The following is an 18000-nucleotide window of genomic DNA, read 5'->3' as shown; positions in this document are numbered from 1 at the left end:
GGAAGGCCCCCATGGAGCTCCTGCGACTCGGCCCCGTCGGCCGCGAACGTCCCTACGTGCGAGAGGAGGGCGTCGTGTACGACCTGTCCCCCCTCACCGCCGAGATCGACGGCGACTTCCTCGCCGCCGACGGCATCGGCCGCGTGCGCTCCGCGCTCGGCCGGGGTGAACTGGTCGCCGCCGACGTCGATGGGCTGCGCATCGGTGCCCCGGTCGCCCGCCCGACCGCGGTGGTCTGCATCGGACAGAACTACGCAGCTCACGCTGCCGAATCCGGATCGGAGCCGCCCGAGCATCCGGTCGTCTTCTTCAAGCACCCCAACACGGTGGTCGGACCGGACGATGTCGTGCTGCTGCCGCCCGGAGCGGAGAAGGTCGACTGGGAGGTGGAGCTGGCGATCGTGATCGGCAAGCCCGCCCGCTACCTGTCGTCTCCTGATGCCGCGCGTGAGGTCATCGCCGGCTACACGATCTCGAACGACGTCTCGGAGCGCGCGTATCAACTCGACGTCTCGGGCGGGCAGTGGTCGAAGGGCAAGTGCTCCGAGACGTTCAACCCGCTCGGGCCCGCACTCGTTCCCGCCGACGAGGTCGACCCCCAGGCGCTGCGACTGCGGTCGTTCGTGAACGGCGAGCCGCGGCAGGACTCGTCGACCGCGGACATGATCTTCTCCGTGCTGCAGATCGTGCACGAGCTGAGTCAGTATCTGGTGCTCGAGCCCGGCGACGTGATCAACACCGGTACCCCGCAGGGTGTCGCGCTCTCCGGCCGGTTCCCCTATCTGCAGGACGGCGATGAGATGACGATCGAGATCGAGGGTCTCGGACGTCAGCGCCAGCGCACCGAGCGGGTGCACCTGGGCTGACTCGGCTCTCCCCGGCGGCCTGTGCCCGGGGCACGGTTCCTTTCGCTGAGTGCACCGTGCTCCGGGTAGAGGCCGTCGGGTGCGTCAGCCCGCGAAGGGGATGACAGGAAGGCCCCGCACACCGGGTCGCACGGCGAAGAGCGAGCCCGCCTCGGTGCCGTGGCCGGGTTCGAGGCCCTGCGCCGAGGTCGTGATGTACAGCGTGCCGAGGTCGTCGTCGCCGAAGGTGCAGGCGCTGACCTGGGGCACCGGGAGCTCGATCGTCGCGATGCGCTGCCCTGCGGCGTCGTAGCCGTGCACTGCGCTGCCGCCCCACAGGGCCACCCAGATACTGCCGTCAGCGGCGATGCACAATCCGTCGGGGGAACCCTGCTCCTCGGGGATCGCGACGAAGGCGCGACGGCCCCGCAGCTCGCCCTCGCTGACGTCGAACACGTCGATGCGGTGCGTCCCGGTGTCGACGTAGTAGGCGCGTCGGCCGTCCGGCGAGAAGCCGATGCCGTTCGAGATCGTCGCCCGCGGAAGAACGGTGCTCGTCGTCAGGTCGGCGTCGACGCGCAGCACGGCTCCGGCATCGGGCGCCGCGTCGTAGGCCATCGACCCCGCGAGCAGGCGTCCCCGAGGGTCGCAGCATCCGTCGTTCATGCGCACACCGGGGTCGTCGCCCAGCGAGGCGGCGGCCCGGACCTCTCCGTCGACGTCATGCGCGAGGTAGAGCGTGCGGGCGCCGACCGCCACCAGACCTCCACCGGAGCGCGGGCGGGCGAAGGCCAGGTACTCGTCGTCGATGTGCTGGCGGGACACACCATCCGGTCGCAGCGACAGAAGATCGCCGGCGTCCCCGTCGACCCAGCGCAATCCGCCCCAGCCCGACCACCAGACGGGCGCCTCGGCGTGGTGCGCCATCGGGCCGGTGACGTTCTCCGGAGTCATGCGTCGTCGCGCGGGAGGGTCCGCGGGGCTGTGCGGTGCAGCGGGTCGGCGACAGGCATAGGCTCCGGCACGCGCTCCGCCTCCTGCTCGGCTGCGGGTGCGGCGGGCGGGGTCGCGGTGGCAGCGCTCGCCTGCGCGGGAAGCTCCTTCGCCACCTGCTTCTCCAGCACGGTGACCGCGTCGTCGGAGAGCAGGATGAGGCCGTCGAGCTCCTCGCGCACGCGCTTGTAGGCGACGTTGCGCTCGGCCTGCGTGGCGGATTCGTCGACCGCGACCTTCAGCAGCTGCTGTGCGCGTTCGAGACGCTTGCGCTCCGGCTCGGTAAAGGTCGAATCGCGCAGGCGCCTGGCATCCTTTTCGGCGATCTCGAAAGCGACCGCGTAGTCGCCGACGGCCTGGAGGTACTCGGTGACCTGCTGTTCCGACACCCTGGCGTCGGCGGAGGCGGGGCGCAGGGCATCGGCCGTCTTCTTGGCGCGCAGGAACGCGGCGGTCAGCGGCTGGCGCCCATCGCTCATGGCGGGGAAGGCGATCAGCTTGGCGACGTCGAGCTCGTAGTCGAGCCAGCGTGCCGTGATCTCGTCATGCTCGGCGAACAGGCGCGCGACCAGATCGCTCGGTGCCACGGACGCTGTGGTGTCGACGACAGAGGGTCCGCGGCGCTTGGCCTGCTGGGTGAGCGCGCGCGCTTCGATCTCGGCGGTCTTCAGCTGCGCCTTCATGCGAAGGGTCTCCAGGCGGCGCTCGTGTCGTCGCTTGGAGCTGCGCTCCCACGTCTTCGCGATACCACCGGCCATTCCCATGATCGGGAAGATGAGCCACCAGTAGTGCTGCGCGAAGGTCCAGAAGCCCTGGATGAACTCGTCCATGATGCGTTCAGCCTACTTCTCGGCGGGCTCTTGCCGCCCGTGCTGTTGCGGCGGCAAGGCAGGAACCTCCGGGGACACAGCTGGCCCGCTCCGCCCGCAGCGTCGATACCGTCCGTTCACGCAGCGTTCCATTCGGAGTACGGCAGTCTCGTAATTGCGCGTCACCTTCAGGGGTTGGAATACCGATGTTCTCGGAATGCCGAGACGTCTCCTCCCGAAAGGTCATCATGCGCCGCTTCACCCTGCCCGTCGTCGGCCTCCTGGGCGTGGCCGCCCTCTCTCTCACCGCTTGCCAGAGCCCGACCGCCGAGGCTGCTCCGGCCGATCCGGACGCTCCTCTCACGATCGCCACGATCCCCGTCGGCGACGACCCCACCGCCGAGAACCCGATCGAGGTGTTCGCCGACCTGCTGGAGAAGGCGACGGGCCGCGACGTCGAGATCACTGATGTGCCCGACTACCTCAGTGTCGTCGAGGCCATCCGTGCCGACCACGTCGACATCGGCATCATGAGCGGCTTCCCGTCGGCCCTCGCCGTCAACACCGGCGAGGTGGATGCGCTGGTCGCCTTCCAGGGCGACGGCAAGCCGGTCTCGACCTGCGTCGTGCTCGACGAATCGCCCATCCAGAAGGTCGAGGACCTCGAGGGTAAGACGGTCGCGTTCGCCGATCAGGCCTCCAGCTCCGGGTACTTCATGCCCGTGTACATGCTGCACGAGGCCGGTCTCGAGCAGGGGACCGACTACGAGGCCATCTTCGCCGGTGGACACGAGGGCAGCTTCGCCGCGCTGCAGCAGGGACAGGTGGACGCAGCCTGCACGGCCGTCATGCTCACGGAGCTCGGCGCCCCGATGTTCCCCTTTGCGGATGGAGAGTGGCGCGCGGTGGGGGAGAGCCCCGCGATGGACATCCAGGGCGCGGTCCTCGGCCGTCAGTCGCTGGACGCCGAGACCCGCAAGGTGATCCAGGACGGCATCGCCGAGGTGTTCTCGCCCGCGAACGCTGAGCGTCTCGGCGCTTACGGTGCGTTCGCAGCGGCCCCGCAGACGGTCGACCCGAAGAGCGCCGACTTCCAGTCCTTCGCCGAGATCGCGGCCGTGGCCGGGGTCAAGCTCGAGGACCTCAAGTGACTCTTCCCGCTCTGCGTCTCGCGCCGGCGGCCGCTGTTTCCGCACCCGGCCGAATCGGAGATGATTCGTCGTCGTCAGGGCGCGTCGCAGACCGACACGCCGGAGCGCCAACCGATGCTCTGGGTTTCGGCCCCGCCGAGGGTGCAGTGCGCACCCCCACGGCCGAGCTCCGCCAGGCGCTTCCCCTCGTCGCGGTCCGCGGACTGCAGGTCGCGTACGGGGAGAACACGGTGCTCGACGGGGTCGACCTCGACCTCTTCCCCGGCGAGATGGTCGCCCTGCTCGGAGCCTCGGGCTCGGGGAAGTCCACGCTGATGCGCAGCCTGACCGGGTTCGCGCCGATCAGCTCAGGCACGGTCCGCGTGGCCGGGCACGACGTCACGAACCTCGGCCGCGGCGAGCTGCGAACCCTCCGCTCCGGGGTCGGACAGGTGTTCCAGCAGTTCAACCTGATCCCACGCCTCAGCGTCATGACCAATGTGCTCACCGGCGCCCTGCACGGCGCCGGGCCGATCAACATCGCGGGAGGCTTCTCGAACGCGCACCGCCGTCGGGCGCTCGAACTGCTCGATCGGGTCGGGATCGCGCACAAGGCATCCGCTCCCGCACGCTCCCTCTCGGGGGGACAGCAGCAGCGTGTGGCGATCGCGCGGGCGCTCATGCAGCAGCCGAAGGTGATCCTGGCCGACGAGCCGGTCGCATCACTCGATCCGAAACTCGCGGGATCCGTGCTCGGCCTGTTGCGCGAGATCGCCACGCAGGACGGCATCCCTGTGCTGGTGAGCCTGCATGTGCTGTCGCTCGCTCTCGCGCACAGCGACCGCATCGTCGGGCTTCGCCACGGCGAGATGCTCGTCTCCGGCGTGACCTCGCAGTTGGATGCCGCCGCGCTGGAAAACCTCTACGACGACGAGGAGCACGGTGATGACGACGACCACTGAGCCGCGCGCAGACAGGACCACCCGCCCGACTCTCGACCCCGCGGAGCGCGCCCGGCTCGAGAGCGCCTTCCGCGTGCCGCGTGCCCGCTTCCTGATCGGACTGCCGGTCGCGGTCCTGGTGCTGATCTGGTCGTTCAACGGCGCCCAGTTCAACTTCGTGAAGCTCGGCGAGGGCGCGATCAACATGGGTGAGTTCCTGTCGCGCCTGTTCCCGCCCGACTTCTCGAAGATCGGCACCATCCTGGCACTGCTGCTGGAGACGTTTCAGATGGCCGTCGTCGGTACGGTCCTCGGCGCCGTCCTCTCCCTGATCGTCGCCTTCGGAGCCACCTCCACCCTCGCGCCGAAGTGGCTGTACTACCCGACGCGCTGGGTCATGAACATCATCCGCTCCGTGCCCGACCTGGTGTTCGCGCTCATGTTCGTCTCGGCTGTCGGGCTCGGCCCGTTCGCCGGCATCCTGGCCATGACGCTCGGCTCCATCGGCTCGATCGGCAAGATCTTCGCCGAGGCGATGGAGCAGGTCGACCGAGGGCCCGTCGTCGCGATGGAGGCGGTCGGCGCCTCGAAGCGGCAGATCATCCAGTACGGGATCCTCCCGCAGGCCGCACCGCTGCTGACCTCGTACACGCTGCTGCTGTTCGAGGGCAACGTGCGCGGCGCGACCATCCTCGGTCTCGTCGGCGCCGGCGGCATCGGCCTCGAGCTGACCACCGCGATGCGCATGTACGACTACGGCCACCTCAGCGCCATCATCATCTGCATCATCGTGCTCGTCACGGTGATCGACCAGGGCAGCGCCCTCATCCGAAGGAGAATCACATGAGCATCATCGATACCGGACTCGTCCTCAGCGCGCCGGTAAACCTGCGCGACCTCGGCGGCATCATGATCGATGGCGGTGTGCTGCGTGAAGGCCTCGCCATCCGCACGGACGACCTGGCCTATGTGACCTCGGAGGTGGCCGATGAACTCGTCGCGGGTGGACTCAGTGCCATCATCGATCTACGCTCGCCGCTCGAGGTCTCGGTCACGGGACGTGGGCCTCTCGGCGCGCACCCGGTCGGCTACCATCACCTGCCGCTCATCGCGGATGTGGGGGCATCGATGGGAGACAAGGCCCCGGAGCTGAGCCACGAGGCCATGGGCCGGATGTACCGGCGCATGGTCGAGGGCGCGGCGCCGCAGCTCGTCATCGCACTCAACGTGATCGCGCACACTCCCGGCACGGCGGCCTTCCACTGCGCCGCCGGTCGCGACCGCACCGGTGTGCTCGCCGCCATGCTGTTGCTCGCATTGGGGGCCACCGACGACGACATCGTCACCGACTACGCCCGCACCGGCGACAACATGGTCGCGGTCATGGCGCGCACGGCTCCGGTCATGGGAGCGATGTGGAGAGCTCTGGGCTTCGACGCCGCCGCTCTGGAGAACGGCTCGTCGCTTCTGGAGGGCTCGATGGATGTGTCCATGCGCAGCCTTCTCGACACGCTCCGCGCGGAGCACGGGGACCCGCTGACGCCGTTGCGCGCTGCGGGGCTCTCGAACGCCACGATCGCCCGACTGCGCGAGCGGGCGCTGGCCGCGTGACGATGCCGATGACGGATGCCGGGGCCGCGGTTCGCCGCCGCGCCGGGCGTCCGCGCGATGAGGAGATCGACGGACTGATCGTCGACGCGACGCTGGGGATCATCGATGCTGGCGAGGAGGTCACGGTGTCGCGCGTCGTCGCGTGCAGCGGAGTGAGCCGCGCGGCTCTGTATCGGCGCTGGCCGTCGCTGACGCTGCTGATCGCCGCCGCGCTCGACGTCGGGCGCGAGGTGCCACCGGACTATCCCGCGGATGCCGACCTTCACGAGGTGCTGCTCGCAGGGCTCGGACTCGGCGCGGACGGCGTCGCACCCTCGGCGCCCGGTTACTCCGAGGAGCGGTTCCGGCAGCGCATCCGCCTCGTCATGGCAGATCGCGCCCTGCAGAAGACGTACTGGGAGTCGCACGTGTCCCGGCGACGGGTGCCCCTGCAGAATGCGCTCCGCATCGGGATCGCGCGGGGCGAGCTGCGGGCCGACCTCGACGTCGAGGCGTGCTTCGACGCCGTCGCGGGTGTCGTTTACTACCAGCTCGTCGTACGCGGTGACAGGATCAGCGACCCCGTCGTCGTGGCGCGGCTGCGTGCGGCGATCGAGGTGATCTGGCGCGGGATGGTCAGCTCTTCGTGAGGTCCTGCGCGAACATCAGCAGGATGCCGCTCGGGCCGCGCAGATACGTGAGCTTGTACACGTCCTGGTAGTTCGCGACCCCGCGCAACGGGTGGTAACCGTGTCGGGCCGCGATCGCCAGCGACTCGTCGATGTCGTCGACGGAGAACGCGATGCGGTGCATGCCGATCTCGTTGGGCAGGGTGGGCTCGGTCTCGATCGCGTCCGGATGGATGTACTCGAACAGCTCGATCTGGCCGTGCCCATCGGGAGTCTGCAGCACGGCGATCTTCGCGTGGTTGCCGTCGAGGCCGACCGCGGTCGATGCCCACTCCCCGCTGACTTCGTCGCGGCCGAGCACGGTGAGGCCGAGGTCGGTGAAGAACGAGATGGTGGCTTCCAGGTCGCGCACCGCGATGCCGACGTTCTCGAGCGTGATGGGCATGGGGGAATGCTACTCGTGCCCGTCGCCACCGTCAGGGCTATCTGCCGAGCTTCTCGGCGCAGACGACGCAGTACTCGGCGAACGGCCGTGCCTCCAGGCGTCCGGCGGGGATCGGGCGGCCGCAGTTCGCGCAGATGCCGTAGGTGCCGGCTTCCACTCGGGCGAGTGCGTCATCCACCTGCTGCAGCTCGGATGTCGCGGCGTCGGCGAGACCTGTCAGCCGGGACCACTCCGACGACAGGGTCACGCCCTCGGGGTCGTGTTCGTCGTCGTCGTTCGAGCCCGCGCGGTCGTGGGTGAGCTCGTCGAGCATCGCTGCGGTCGCCTGCACGCGCGCCTCGGCCTGCATGCGCAGTGCGAGCAGGCGTTCCCGGGCATCGGCGGTCATCTGCCCACTCTAGGCACCTTCACCGACACCCGATCCCTGGGTCGTCGTCAGTCGGAGGTACGGGTCGTCGGCACCGAGTCGGTCGTCGTCGGCACGGCCACGGACTTCATTCCGGGGTGGTCGCGTTCGAGGGCTGCGCCCTCCATGTCGACGTTGGGCAGGATGCGGTCGAGCCAGCGCGGCAGCCACCAGGCCGAGCGTCCGAGCAGGTGCATGAGCGCGGGCATCAGCAGCATCCGCACCACGAACGCGTCGAGCAGCACGCCGAACGCGAGCCCGAATCCGATCGAGCGGATGATCGTCGACTCCGAGAAGATGAACCCGCCGAAGACCGACACCATGATGAGGGCCGCGGCGATCACGACCGAGCGTCCGGCGCGGAAGCCCTGGGCGACGGCATCGCGAGCGGAGGCGCCGTGCACGAACGCCTCCCTCATGCCGGAGGCGAGGAACAGCTGGTAGTCCATCGCGAGCCCGAACAGGATGCCGACGAGGATCACGGGCAGGAAGCTCAGGATGGGTCCTGTGCTGTGCAACCCGATGATCTCGGCACCCCAGCCGAACTGGAACACCGTCACGATCAGCCCGTAGGTCGCGAACAGCGACAGCACGAAGCCACCTGTCGCGATGATCGGCACGAGCAGCGACCGGAACACCACGATCATGATGAGCAGCGACAGGCCGACCACGACCACGAGGTACAGCGGCAGCACTCCGGCCAACGCTTCGGAGATGTCGATGTTGATCGCGGCCTGACCCGCGACGCCGAGGGTGATCCCCTCCGCGACGGGAGGCATGGAGCGGAGGTCCTGCACGAGCCTCTCGGTCGACGCGCTGTTCGGGCCTTCCTCCGGCACGACCTGGAACGCGAGCAGCGTGTTGTCGTCGGAGGTGGCGATCGGGGCGACCGCAGCCACGTCGTCCTGGTCGGCGATGGCCTGCGCGATCGTCACCTGCGTGGAGAGCAGGTCGTCGTCGCTGACCGCTTCGTCGAGGGTCGCGGTCACGAGCAGCGGGCCGTTCGCGCCCTCGCCGAACTGCTCGTCGACGGTCTGGAAGGCACGGTAGCTGGTCGAGTCGCTCGGCTCGCTCGATCCGTCGGGCAGTCCGAGTCGCATCGACATGGCGGGGGTCGCGATGATCAGCAGGGCGACGACGCTCACGAGTGCGGTGACGACGGCGCGGAGCGTCGACATGCGCTTCACCGGCTTGCCCGCGGCGTGCTCCTCGCCGATCGTGGTGCGCGCGCGACGGCTGAGCAGGCGTGTGCCGACGAGGCCGAGGATGGCGGGCGCGAGGGTGATGGCGACGAACACGGCCACGGCGACGCACACCGCTCCGACCGTGCCCATGAGGCCGAGGAAAGGCACGCCGGTCACGTTGAGGGCGAGGAGGGCGACGATCACGGTCGTGCCGGCGAACACCACGGCCGTGCCGGAGGTGCCGGTCGCGAGGCCGATGGATTCCCGCACCGGTACCCCGGCGAGCAGTTGCTTGCGGTGCCGGTTGACGATGAACAGCGAGTAGTCGATGCCGACCGCGAGACCGAGCATGACACCCAGCACGGGAGTGACCGACGCCATGTTCACGATGCCCGAGAAGGCGAGGGAGGCCGTGACGCCGACGCCGACGCCGACGATGGCGGTGACGATCGGGAGGGCGGCGGCGATGAGGGAGCCGAGCATCACGATGAGGACGATCGCGGCGAACGCGAGGCCGACCGCCTCGCCGACACCGAAGATCTCCGGGACGCCCTGTGCGATGTCGGTGCCGAAGTCGACCTCGACGCCGTCGATCGGCGCAGACTCGAAGTGGTCGATCGCACCCTGCTTCACCTCTTCGGAGAGCTCGAGGCGCGGGTCGACGAACGAGATGTTGACGATGGCGGTCGAGCCGTCGTCGGAGACCACGCCGATGCCGTCGGCCAGGTCGAGCAGGGTCGAGCCCAGCTGCACCTGGTCGGCGTTGTCGTCGAGGGTGATGCGGGACTGGTCGAGCTGTGCGTTCTGGGCCGCGACCTGAGCCAGCTGCGCGTTCACGGCAGCGATCTGGGCATCGAGGGCGGCGAGCTGTGCGGATCCGGCACCGGCCTGCTCCGCCTGCGTGCGCGCGGCCGTGAGCTGCGTGAGTCCGGCTTCGAGCTGCGCACGGCCGTCGTCGAGCTGCGTCTGGGCGGCATCCAGCTGCGTGCGACCGTCGGCGACCTGCGTCTGGCCGTCGGCGAGCTTCTGCGCCTGCTCTTCCTGCTGCTTCTGCGCGTCGAACGGATCGATCACGCGCGCGACGCCGTCGAGGTCTTCGGCGCTGACGGCGAGGTCGGAGATCGCCTGCTTCTGCTCGTCGGTGAACGGCGACCCGTCCTTCGTGCTGTAGACGACCGTGCCGGTGCCGCCGGCGGTGTCCGGAAGCTTGTCGGCGAGCTCATCGGTCACGGCGCCGGATGCAGTGCCGGGGATGTCGAAGCTGTTGCTCAGCGTGCCGCCCAGGGTGAGGAAGGCACCGACTCCGAGGCCGAGGATCAGCACCCACGACACGATCACCGTCCACGCCTTGCGCGCAGCGAACGAACCCAGCCGGTAGAGCAGTGATGCCACAGTGGTCTCCTTCAGACTCGAAGATCATACGGCACGTCTCGTCTAGCGATCTGTGGCTATCCTGAACGCATGGCGAACGAGCATCGAAGCGGCCCCGTGCGCAGCACGGCGGCACGCGAGGCGATCCTCGATGCGACCTCTCGGTTGTTCCATGCGCAGGGCTATGACCGGCTCACGATCGAGGGCATCGCCAAGGAAGCCGGGGTGGGCAAGCAGACCATCTACCGCTGGTGGTCGTCGCGCGGGGCCCTGATCGCCGACTGTCTCGTGGACGGGCGGCTCATCCCCGTCGACTTCGTCGTACCCGACACGGGTGATCTGTTCGCCGACGTCGAGACCTGGCTGCAGTCGGTGTTCTCGATCCTCGCCTCCGCCCAGGGGCAGGCGCTGCTGCAGTCGCTCGTCGCCGCTGCGGCCGAAGACGCGGCGGTCGGCGCGCATCTCGGGAGCAGTCTCGGGGTGGAGCAGCATCTGTCCGAACGGCTGCGAGGGGGGATCCGCGACGGCCAGCTGCCGGAGGATGCCCCGGTCGCGCAGATCGGGCGCGCCATCCTGGGCGCGATCATCGTGGACTCGCTCGGGCGGGAGAGCCGCGGTCCCGACGGCATCATCGACCTGGCGCGGTACCTCTTCACGCGCTGAGGCCGGCGCCTGACGGTACTGGGCATTCATCCGTCGTGACCAGCTGTCTACTCTGGTGGCATGCACACCAGCGATTACCGTGCGCGACTGATGCGTGTCCTGGCTGCGTCATCCGACCAAGTCGCCGGGAAGCTCCGGCGTTTCCAGGACGTCGCGACCGACGCGGTCGCGATCGACCTCTTCCTGGGGCAGGACGGCGAGGGGCCGTTCGATGTGTGGGCGCGGTTCATGGGAGAGGACGCGTTCGTGCTCGACCGTCGTTTCGACGACGAGCGGCAGATCTTCGGTGTCGTCTGGGGCGAGGAGGGGTGGGAACCCGATGTTCCGTCGCGTCCGCAGGGGTGGAGCTGGGAAGACCTCGAGGATGCGGTGTTCGAGACCGTCGCGGAGTGGCTCGAGCCGCTCATCCCGGAGGGCGACCAGGTCTGGGAGCTGACCTCCGTGGACGGGGTGGCGGAACCACGCCCGCTCCGCGCGCAGTGTTGACCGTGCCGGCGGAGTGCAACTCGATCGGAGCCCGAGTCTGCGCGTCCCGACTCAGCCGAGGAGCAGCGTCAGCACCGTCGCGCCGCCACCGCCGAGGATCAGCGCGATGATGACGGTCCACGCGACGATGCGCATGCGTCGATTGCGCTTCTCGCCGAGGTCGCCGTAGTCCTCGCTGAGACCGTCGTTGCTCATGCGCTGACCGCCTCGGTGACGGTCGGGCCGAAGTACGACGGCAGTGTGGCCTGCGATCGCTCGCGCAGTTCGGCGGCCGTCACGGTGAAGACGTCCTGCACCTCGAGCTTCGCGCCCTCACTGTCGGTCACGCCGATGCGCATCACCGGGTAGTCGCGTCCCTCGCAGAGTCCGCGGAACTTCACGTCGTCCTCGCGGGGAACGGTCACGATCACGCGGCCGGTCGACTCGGAGAACAGGGCGGATGCGGCATCCACTCCGTCGCGTTCGATGATCTCGTTCAGCCAGACGCGCGCTCCGACGCCGAAGCGCATGACGCCTTCGGCCAGAGCCTGGCCGAGGCCGCCCTCGGAGAGGTCGTGCGCGGAGGAGATCAGCCACTCATCACGGGCTGCGGAGAGCAGGCCTGCGAGACGCTTCTCGCCCGCGAGGTCGACCTTCGGGGGCAGGCCGCCGAGGTGCTGGTGCACGACGTCTGCCCAGGCCGAGCCCGAGAGCTCGGTCGAGGTGGTGCCGAGCAGGTATATGTTCTGACCCTCGTCCTGCCATCCGGAGGGGATGCGGCGCGAGACGTCGTCGATGATGCCGAGCACGCCCACGAGCGGGGTCGGGTGGATCGGCACGTCGCCGGTCTGGTTGTAGAACGAGACGTTGCCGCCGGTGACCGGGGTGCCCAGTTCGTAGCAGCCGTCTGCGAGGCCGTCGACGGTCTGGCCGAACTGCCACATGACCTCGGGGTTCTCGGGAGAGCCGAAGTTGAGGCAGTCGGTGATGGCGGTCGGCACGGCACCGGTCACGGCGACGTTGCGGTACGCCTCGGCGAGGGCCAGCTGCGCGCCGGCGTACGGGTCGAGCTGGCAGTAGCGGCCGTTGGCGTCGGTCGCGACGGAGAAGCCGAGGCCGGACTCCTCGTCCACGCGGATCATGCCGGCGTCGTCGGGGAAGCTCAGGGCTGTGTTGCCGAGCACGTAGTAGTCGTACTGGTTCGTGATCCAGCTCGTGTCGGCCAGGTTCGGGGAGGCGACGAGGGCGAGGAACTGCTCGCGCAGCGTCTCGGGGTCGTTCGCGCGCGGAAGCTTCTCTGCGGCATCTGCCTGGAGCGCGTCGATCCACGTCGGGTACGCGACCGGACGGTCGTAGACAGGGCCGTCGACCGCGACGGTCGAGGGGTCGACGTCGACGATGCGCTCGCCCTGCCAGTCGATGATGAGGCGTCCGTCGCCGGTGACCTCGCCGAGCACGGAGGTCTCGACCTCCCACTTGTTCACGACGGCCAGGAAGGCGTCGAGCTTCTCGGGGGCCACGATCGCCATCATGCGCTCCTGCGACTCCGACATGAGGATCTCCTCTGCCGTGAGCGTGGGGTCGCGCAGCAGCACGTTGTCGAGAGAGACCTTCATGCCGCTGTTGCCGTTGGCCGCGAGCTCGCTGGTCGCGCACGAGATGCCGGCTGCGCCCAGGTCCTGGATCGCCTCGACGAGCTCGCCGCGGTACAGCTCCAGGCAGCACTCGATGAGCACCTTCTCGGCGAAGGGGTCGCCCACCTGCACCGCGGGGCGCTTGGTGGGGCCACCGTCGGCGAAAGTGTCGGAAGCCAGGATGCTCGCGCCGCCGATGCCGTCGCCACCCGTGCGGGCACCGAACAGGACCACCTTGTTGCCGACACCGGTGGCGTTCGCGAGCTTGAGGTCTTCGTGGCGCAGCACGCCCACCGCGAGCGCGTTGACGAGCGGGTTGGCCTGGTAGACGCTGTCGAAGACGGTCTCGCCACCGATGTTCGGAAGGCCCAGGCAGTTGCCGTAGAAGCTGATGCCGCTGGTCACACCGTGCACGACGCGGGCGGTGTCGGGGTGGTCGATCGCACCGAAGCGCAGCGCATCCATGACGGCGACGGGGCGAGCGCCCATCGAGATGATGTCGCGGACGATGCCGCCGACACCGGTGGCCGCGCCCTGGAAGGGCTCGATGAACGACGGGTGGTTGTGCGACTCGGCCTTGAAGGTGACGGCCCAGCCCTCGCCGACGTCGACGACGCCCGCGTTCTGGCCCATGCCCACCATGAGGCGTTCCTTCATCTCATCGGAGACCTTCTGGCCGAAGCGGCGCAGGTAGTTCTTGCTCGACTTGTAGGAGCAGTGCTCCGACCACATCACCGAGTACATCGCCAGCTCGCCCGAGGTGGGTCGGCGGCCGAGGATCTCCTTGATGCGCGCGTACTCGTCGTCCTTGAGTCCGAGGGCGCCGTACGGCTGCTCCTTCTCGGGGGTCGCGATCGCGTTCTCGACGGAGTCGGGGACGTGCTGGGGGGAAGGTGCAGGGGCGGTGGTCACGCGCACTCCAAAGGAAGGGGCCGGCGGGGCAGGTTCAGTCTACCGGCGTGGGTGAGGCGGCTCTCCCGCGGGCTGCGGACTCAGATCCGATCGCGGAGGACGGCGGCGATGTCTCGCCGCGTGTGGAGCACGCGGTGCACTCGCACAGCATCAGGGTCGTGGGTGTAGATGATGAGGTACGGGTGGCTCCGAAGAGGGAAGGCGCGGATCTCGGGAATCTCGGTCACCGGTTCGAAGCGCGCCGACTCGAGAGAGGGATGCGCAGCGAGCCGACCCATCGCGTGCTGGAGATCATCGATGAACGCGATCGCGACGTGTGGCCCTGCTTCGCTGAGATAGTGGGTGACTGCGCCACCGATTTCGCCCCGTCCCGGCCTCGTTCCACAAAATGGGGAAAGGGCGTGAAACTCGACGATTCAGGAGGACGAGTCGCACGCCGCGGCGAAACGCTGCGCCAGGATTCCCGCCGCCTCCCGCAGCGCCGGAGGGCCGATGACGGTGAAAGCCGCATCGAAGCGTGCGACCGAGGCGAGCATCCCTGTCCACGACCACGACCCGATCGTCACGCGGCACGATCCGTCGGTGAGCTCCTCCAGCTCTCCGTCGCCGACCCAGGGCGCGATGTCGCGGGCGGGGAGCGCGATCACGACGTCCCCCACGCACGGCCACCGATCTTCGCTCGTCGAACCCTTGGCTCGAGCCGCGAGATACGTCTGCGCATCCACGGCGGGCAGCGGGCGCGTGGCGAACGACGGTCCGGTCGGGATGCGGGGTCGCATCCCGTCCAGGCGGAACGTGCGCCAGTCGTCAGCCTCCAGATCCCACGCCAGCAGGTACCAGCGCCCCTCTCGCGCCACCACCGCGTGCGGTTCGGTGCGTCGGGCCGGGCGGTCCTGGGTGGAGGCGTAGTCGAAGCGGAGCACCTGCCGGTCGCGGACGGCGGCGCTCGCCGCCTCGAGTACCGCCGGATCGACCCTGGTCGCGTTCTCGGTGCCGGTGAAGCGGATGCCGTCCACTCGATGTCGTAGCCGGGACGGCATCACCTGGCGCACGGTGGCCAGGGCTCTGGCGGCACCTTCATCGATGTCGATCCCCGTCGCCGAAACGCTCTGGAGGGCGACGGCGATCGCGACCGCCTGATCATCGTCGAACAGCAGCGGCGGGAGCTCCGATCCTGCGGCGAGACGATAGCCGCCGTCCGGTCCCTTGATCGCACCGATCCGGTAGCCCAGCGCGCGCAGCCGGTCGACGTCGCGGCGCACCGTGCGGGGGCTGACCTCCAGCCGTTCCGCCAGTACGGACCCCGGCCAATCGCGCGGGGTCTGCAGCAGCGACAGCAGCGCGAGCATGCGTGAAGAACTCCCGGTCATGCGATTCAGTCTGCCCGAAGTAGAGGACGGAAACTGACCTCTACCTCTGTGATCGTTGTCGTCAGAGGTCCCGAACGGCGGGGCTCGCGACGAGGAGAAGAGCATGACCATCACCACCACGACCCACCTGAACTTCCGCGGCACGGCCCGGCAGGCGCTCGACTTCTATCAGTCCGTGTTCGGCGGCGAGGTGACCGCGGCGACCTATGGACAGTTCGGCATGCCCGAGGGCGTTCCGGGCTTCGACAAGATCGTGTTCGGCCAGTTGGACGGTGTCGTGCGCCTGATGGCGTACGACATCCCTGGTGAGGACGACTCGAACCCGGCGGCGACCGCGGGCAGCACGCACCGGGAGAACGGAGCGACCCTCACCGACCGCACGTTCTTTCAGTCGCTGCGCGCCGATTCGCTCGATGAGCTCCAGCGCTACTGGAACGGGCTCGTCGAGGGCGCGACCGTGATCGAGTCACTGGCAGCATCGGCGTGGTCGGCCGGTTTCGGCATGCTCACCGACCGTTTCGGCGTGACCTGGGTGCTCGACGTCGCGGCCTGAGCCCGATGGCCCGTTCTTCCCGACCGGATGCATGAGGATCGGACGGATGCAGGAGGAATCACTGCGAGTGATCCTGCATCCGTCCGATCCTCCGACAGACGTGTCGCCCCAGGACGCCGGTCAGGCCGGCGGCCAGTTCGGATGCCGTGCCACGGTCACCCGCGCCTGCAGGTCCGTGACCACCCGGGACCCCTCGGCGTCCAGCCCGAGCGCCCCGGCCAGGCCGAGCGCGAGCAGGGCATGACCTGAGGCGCTCGGGTGGAATGCGTCGTCGAGCAACCCCCACGGTGTGCCCTCGTTGCCCGGCCCCGTGCCCGCGGAGAACGCGACGAACGCCTCGTGCTGGTCGACGAGGATCGCTTCCTCGGCGGTGGCCACGTCGCGGATCGCCTGCGCGAACTCGCCGAGACGCGCGCGGTCGGGAGCATGGGACAGGTCGGCGGGCGGCGGCGTCTGCAGCACCGGCACCGCGCCGAGCTCTCGCACCTGTCGCACGAACTCCGCGACCGAATCGGCGAACTCGGACACCTCGATCACGGGATCGAGCCACTCGGTGGTGCAGTCGTTCGTGCCGATCAGCAGCGTCACGACGTCGGGGCGCCAGCATGCCACGCGCCCCTCGAAGTCCGCCAGGATCAGGTCGGCGCGCCACCCCGTGATCGCGGTGTTGATCACCGTGTCGTGCACCCGACCCAGGTCGCCGCGGATCAGCTCGTGCAGATGGTCGACGTAGTTGCGGGCACCGCGGGTATGGATGAGTCCGTGCGTGATGGAGTCGCCCGTGAGCACCCAGGTGAGCGGCGCTCCGGAGGCGAGAAGCCCTCGGAGCGCCGCACGGTCGTCGGTCACCCGGTGACCTCGAGCTGCACGTCGATGAACCGCGGACGGTAGATCGAGGCGTCGTCATACACGTCGCCCACGTTGTCGAAGGTGTTGACGTTGTAGGAGACGAGGATGCGGTTGCCCTGGCGCAGCTGCGGATGCTCGTGCGCGTTGTAGGTGAACACATCGGGGTCGCCGTAGCTGCCCAGTGCCCCGGTCTCGGGAGTGCGGTACAGCTCGACCGGATCGGTGAACGGGCCGGTGGGCGAGCACGAGGTGCGGGCGACGATGCGGGTGCTGAACAGCTCCGACGTGTCCTGCGTGACGAGCAGGTAGCCGTCGTGGAAGGGGGCGATGCTGAACTCGTTCGCCACGTACGGCACGACAGGGACGGCATCGGTCTCGGCAGCTGACCATCCGGTGCCGTTCCAGTACGTCCACGCGCCCTTGACGCCGTCGCGGTCCTGCGCGCGGGCGACGTAGGCCGAGCGCACTCCACCCGGATCCGCGATGCCGTAGATGTACGTGGTGCCGCGTTCCTCCAGCGTCCACGAACCCCAGTTGATCCCGGTCGCCGAAGGCAGGTCGGTGATGGACTCCAGTTGCAGGGTCTGGCCGTCGAGGGTGGCAAGGCGGTTCGCGGTCCACGCGAAGTCCCACTGGCCGCTGCCCGTGCGCCCGAACTGCAGCAGCGGCACCTGCACCGTGCCGTCGCGTCCGGGCGTGGGGTCGCCGATCCAGTACCACTTGCCGTCGGGCTCGGGCGGGATGATGGCGGCAGGCTCCTCCGGGGTGCCTCCCGTGATGGTCGTCAACCCGCCGCGGCGGTCCTGCACCACGACGGAGTTGTTCACGAACGGGGAGTCGGTGGGCCGCGAGCCGTCGGGGTTCACGGTGCCGAGGAACGTGTCGGAGAAGAACCATCCGGTCTTCCCCTTCCCGAGCGGCAGGGAGTACGTGCTGTCGCCGCCGGTCCACGCGCCGCCGGTGTTCCCGTAGGTGGTGAACTGCTCGGTCAGGCCCTGTTTCACGTTCGCCGTGGCGGTGAGCGTCTTGTCGACCAGCGAGCACTGGCCGGGTCCGTGTCCTCCGCCGCCGTGGTTCCCTCCGGTCGGGACGGCTGCGGTGGCCGGGGCGGCGAACAGCGCGCCGGCGCAGAGGGATGCCGCGGCGAGGGTCGCCGCGATGGTGCGTCTTCTCATGTCGATCACTCCTTCGTGTTCGGGTGGTGCTCGGTG

At 69.0% G+C, this 18000-nt stretch carries 20 protein-coding genes; 9 read left to right on the top strand and 11 right to left on the bottom strand.

The features are described 5' to 3' along the window. The first annotated feature begins 11 nt into the window (after positions 1 to 11). Positions 12 to 866, top strand: coding sequence for a fumarylacetoacetate hydrolase family protein (locus tag HDC31_RS19485; RefSeq protein ID WP_113680172.1), 855 nt, complete (start codon positions 12 to 14; stop codon positions 864 to 866). Positions 867 to 950: 84 nt separating this feature from the next. Here HDC31_RS19485 and HDC31_RS19480 read toward each other — a convergent pair whose 3' ends face one another. Together HDC31_RS19480 and HDC31_RS19475 are read right to left on the bottom strand one after the other, a co-directional pair. Further along, entirely contained in the window at positions 951 to 1799 is an 849-nt protein-coding gene (locus HDC31_RS19480; RefSeq protein ID WP_179516433.1) for an SMP-30/gluconolactonase/LRE family protein, read from the bottom strand. Next, a complete protein-coding gene (locus tag HDC31_RS19475) occupies positions 1796 to 2668 on the bottom strand; it encodes a hypothetical protein (RefSeq protein WP_058631058.1) in 873 nt (290 codons plus the stop codon). Before HDC31_RS19475 ends, HDC31_RS19480 begins: the two co-directional genes overlap by 4 nt. Positions 2669 to 2895: 227 nt before the next feature. Here HDC31_RS19475 and phnD point away from each other — a divergent pair, with 227 nt between their 5' ends. The 5 genes from phnD to HDC31_RS19450 all read left to right on the top strand — a co-directional run bounded on the left by phnD (position 2896) and on the right by HDC31_RS19450 (position 6958). Then, complete coding sequence (phnD, locus tag HDC31_RS19470) at positions 2896 to 3798, top strand: phosphate/phosphite/phosphonate ABC transporter substrate-binding protein (RefSeq protein ID WP_061017433.1); 903 nt, start codon at positions 2896 to 2898, stop codon at positions 3796 to 3798. Positions 3799 to 3944: 146 nt separating this feature from the next. Then, positions 3945 to 4739: a phosphonate ABC transporter ATP-binding protein gene (gene phnC / locus HDC31_RS19465; protein WP_113680944.1), complete on the top strand. Its 795-nt coding sequence runs from the start codon at positions 3945 to 3947 to the stop codon at positions 4737 to 4739. Continuing rightward, positions 4723 to 5565 carry a phosphonate ABC transporter, permease protein PhnE gene (phnE, locus tag HDC31_RS19460; RefSeq protein ID WP_113680945.1) on the top strand — a complete coding sequence of 281 codons (843 nt, stop codon included), beginning with the start codon at positions 4723 to 4725 and terminating at the stop codon, positions 5563 to 5565. The genes phnC and phnE overlap by 17 nt, the downstream gene beginning before the upstream one ends. Continuing rightward, positions 5562 to 6329 carry a tyrosine-protein phosphatase gene (locus HDC31_RS19455; RefSeq protein ID WP_113680946.1) on the top strand — a complete coding sequence of 256 codons (768 nt, stop codon included), beginning with the start codon at positions 5562 to 5564 and terminating at the stop codon, positions 6327 to 6329. The genes phnE and HDC31_RS19455 overlap by 4 nt, the downstream gene beginning before the upstream one ends. Before the next feature lie 8 nt (positions 6330 to 6337). Further along, on the top strand, positions 6338 to 6958 hold the full coding sequence (locus HDC31_RS19450; RefSeq protein WP_257022408.1) for a TetR-like C-terminal domain-containing protein: 621 nt from the start codon (positions 6338 to 6340) through the stop codon (positions 6956 to 6958). On the opposite strand, the gene HDC31_RS19445 is transcribed toward HDC31_RS19450, so the two are convergent. Genes HDC31_RS19445 through HDC31_RS19435 form a run of 3 tightly spaced genes read right to left on the bottom strand, consistent with a single transcriptional unit; the run spans position 6945 to position 10364 of the window. Beyond that, on the bottom strand, positions 6945 to 7382 hold the full coding sequence (locus tag HDC31_RS19445) for a VOC family protein (RefSeq protein WP_061017427.1): 438 nt from the start codon (positions 7380 to 7382) through the stop codon (positions 6945 to 6947). The genes HDC31_RS19450 and HDC31_RS19445 overlap by 14 nt on opposite strands. A 37-nt stretch (positions 7383 to 7419) precedes the next feature. Continuing rightward, positions 7420 to 7770, bottom strand: a complete 351-nt coding sequence (locus tag HDC31_RS19440) for a TraR/DksA C4-type zinc finger protein (protein WP_113682022.1) — start codon at positions 7768 to 7770, stop codon at positions 7420 to 7422. 47 nt (positions 7771 to 7817) lie between these two features. Beyond that, positions 7818 to 10364 carry an MMPL family transporter gene (locus HDC31_RS19435; RefSeq protein WP_113682023.1) on the bottom strand — a complete coding sequence of 849 codons (2547 nt, stop codon included), beginning with the start codon at positions 10362 to 10364 and terminating at the stop codon, positions 7818 to 7820. A 69-nt stretch (positions 10365 to 10433) separates the two neighbouring features. On the opposite strand from HDC31_RS19435, the gene HDC31_RS19430 reads away from it, so the two are divergent. Together HDC31_RS19430 and HDC31_RS19425 are read left to right on the top strand one after the other, a co-directional pair. Then, a complete protein-coding gene (locus HDC31_RS19430) occupies positions 10434 to 11006 on the top strand; it encodes a TetR/AcrR family transcriptional regulator (protein ID WP_113682024.1) in 573 nt (190 codons plus the stop codon). A gap of 60 nt (positions 11007 to 11066) precedes the next feature. Further along, positions 11067 to 11492: a DUF6389 family protein gene (locus tag HDC31_RS19425; protein WP_113682025.1), complete on the top strand. Its 426-nt coding sequence runs from the start codon at positions 11067 to 11069 to the stop codon at positions 11490 to 11492. A gap of 51 nt (positions 11493 to 11543) precedes the next feature. Here HDC31_RS19425 and HDC31_RS19420 read toward each other — a convergent pair whose 3' ends face one another. The 4 genes from HDC31_RS19420 to HDC31_RS19405 form a co-directional block, all read right to left on the bottom strand. Continuing rightward, positions 11544 to 11687 (bottom strand): hypothetical protein, encoded by a 144-nt coding sequence (locus HDC31_RS19420; protein ID WP_164734066.1) that lies wholly within the window; start codon positions 11685 to 11687, stop codon positions 11544 to 11546. Then, positions 11684 to 14017, bottom strand: a complete 2334-nt coding sequence (gene purL, locus HDC31_RS19415) for a phosphoribosylformylglycinamidine synthase subunit PurL (RefSeq protein WP_113682026.1) — start codon at positions 14015 to 14017, stop codon at positions 11684 to 11686. Before purL ends, HDC31_RS19420 begins: the two co-directional genes overlap by 4 nt. A gap of 80 nt (positions 14018 to 14097) precedes the next feature. Then, positions 14098 to 14376 (bottom strand): type II toxin-antitoxin system RelE/ParE family toxin, encoded by a 279-nt coding sequence (locus tag HDC31_RS19410; RefSeq protein ID WP_258546602.1) that lies wholly within the window; start codon positions 14374 to 14376, stop codon positions 14098 to 14100. Between the two features lie 57 nt (positions 14377 to 14433). Continuing rightward, a complete protein-coding gene (locus HDC31_RS19405) occupies positions 14434 to 15387 on the bottom strand; it encodes a YafY family protein (protein ID WP_113682028.1) in 954 nt (317 codons plus the stop codon). A 103-nt stretch (positions 15388 to 15490) separates the two neighbouring features. Here HDC31_RS19405 and HDC31_RS19400 point away from each other — a divergent pair, with 103 nt between their 5' ends. Beyond that, the gene (locus tag HDC31_RS19400) at positions 15491 to 15940 is read left to right on the top strand and encodes a VOC family protein (RefSeq protein ID WP_046748168.1); all 450 of its coding nucleotides are present in this window, start codon (positions 15491 to 15493) and stop codon (positions 15938 to 15940) included. A 120-nt stretch (positions 15941 to 16060) separates the two neighbouring features. On the opposite strand, the gene HDC31_RS19395 is transcribed toward HDC31_RS19400, so the two are convergent. Both HDC31_RS19395 and HDC31_RS19390 read right to left on the bottom strand, forming a co-directional pair. After that, on the bottom strand, positions 16061 to 16789 hold the full coding sequence (locus HDC31_RS19395; protein ID WP_113682029.1) for an SGNH/GDSL hydrolase family protein: 729 nt from the start codon (positions 16787 to 16789) through the stop codon (positions 16061 to 16063). Continuing rightward, positions 16786 to 17964: a DUF4185 domain-containing protein gene (locus HDC31_RS19390; protein WP_179516432.1), complete on the bottom strand. Its 1179-nt coding sequence runs from the start codon at positions 17962 to 17964 to the stop codon at positions 16786 to 16788. Before HDC31_RS19390 ends, HDC31_RS19395 begins: the two co-directional genes overlap by 4 nt. Positions 17965 to 18000 lie beyond the last annotated feature (36 nt).

Source organism: Microbacterium sp. JAI119 (assembly GCF_013410135.1).
GTDB classification, from domain to species: Bacteria; Actinomycetota; Actinomycetes; order Actinomycetales; family Microbacteriaceae; genus Microbacterium; species Microbacterium oxydans.
This window is presented reverse-complemented; position numbering and strand designations above follow the sequence as displayed.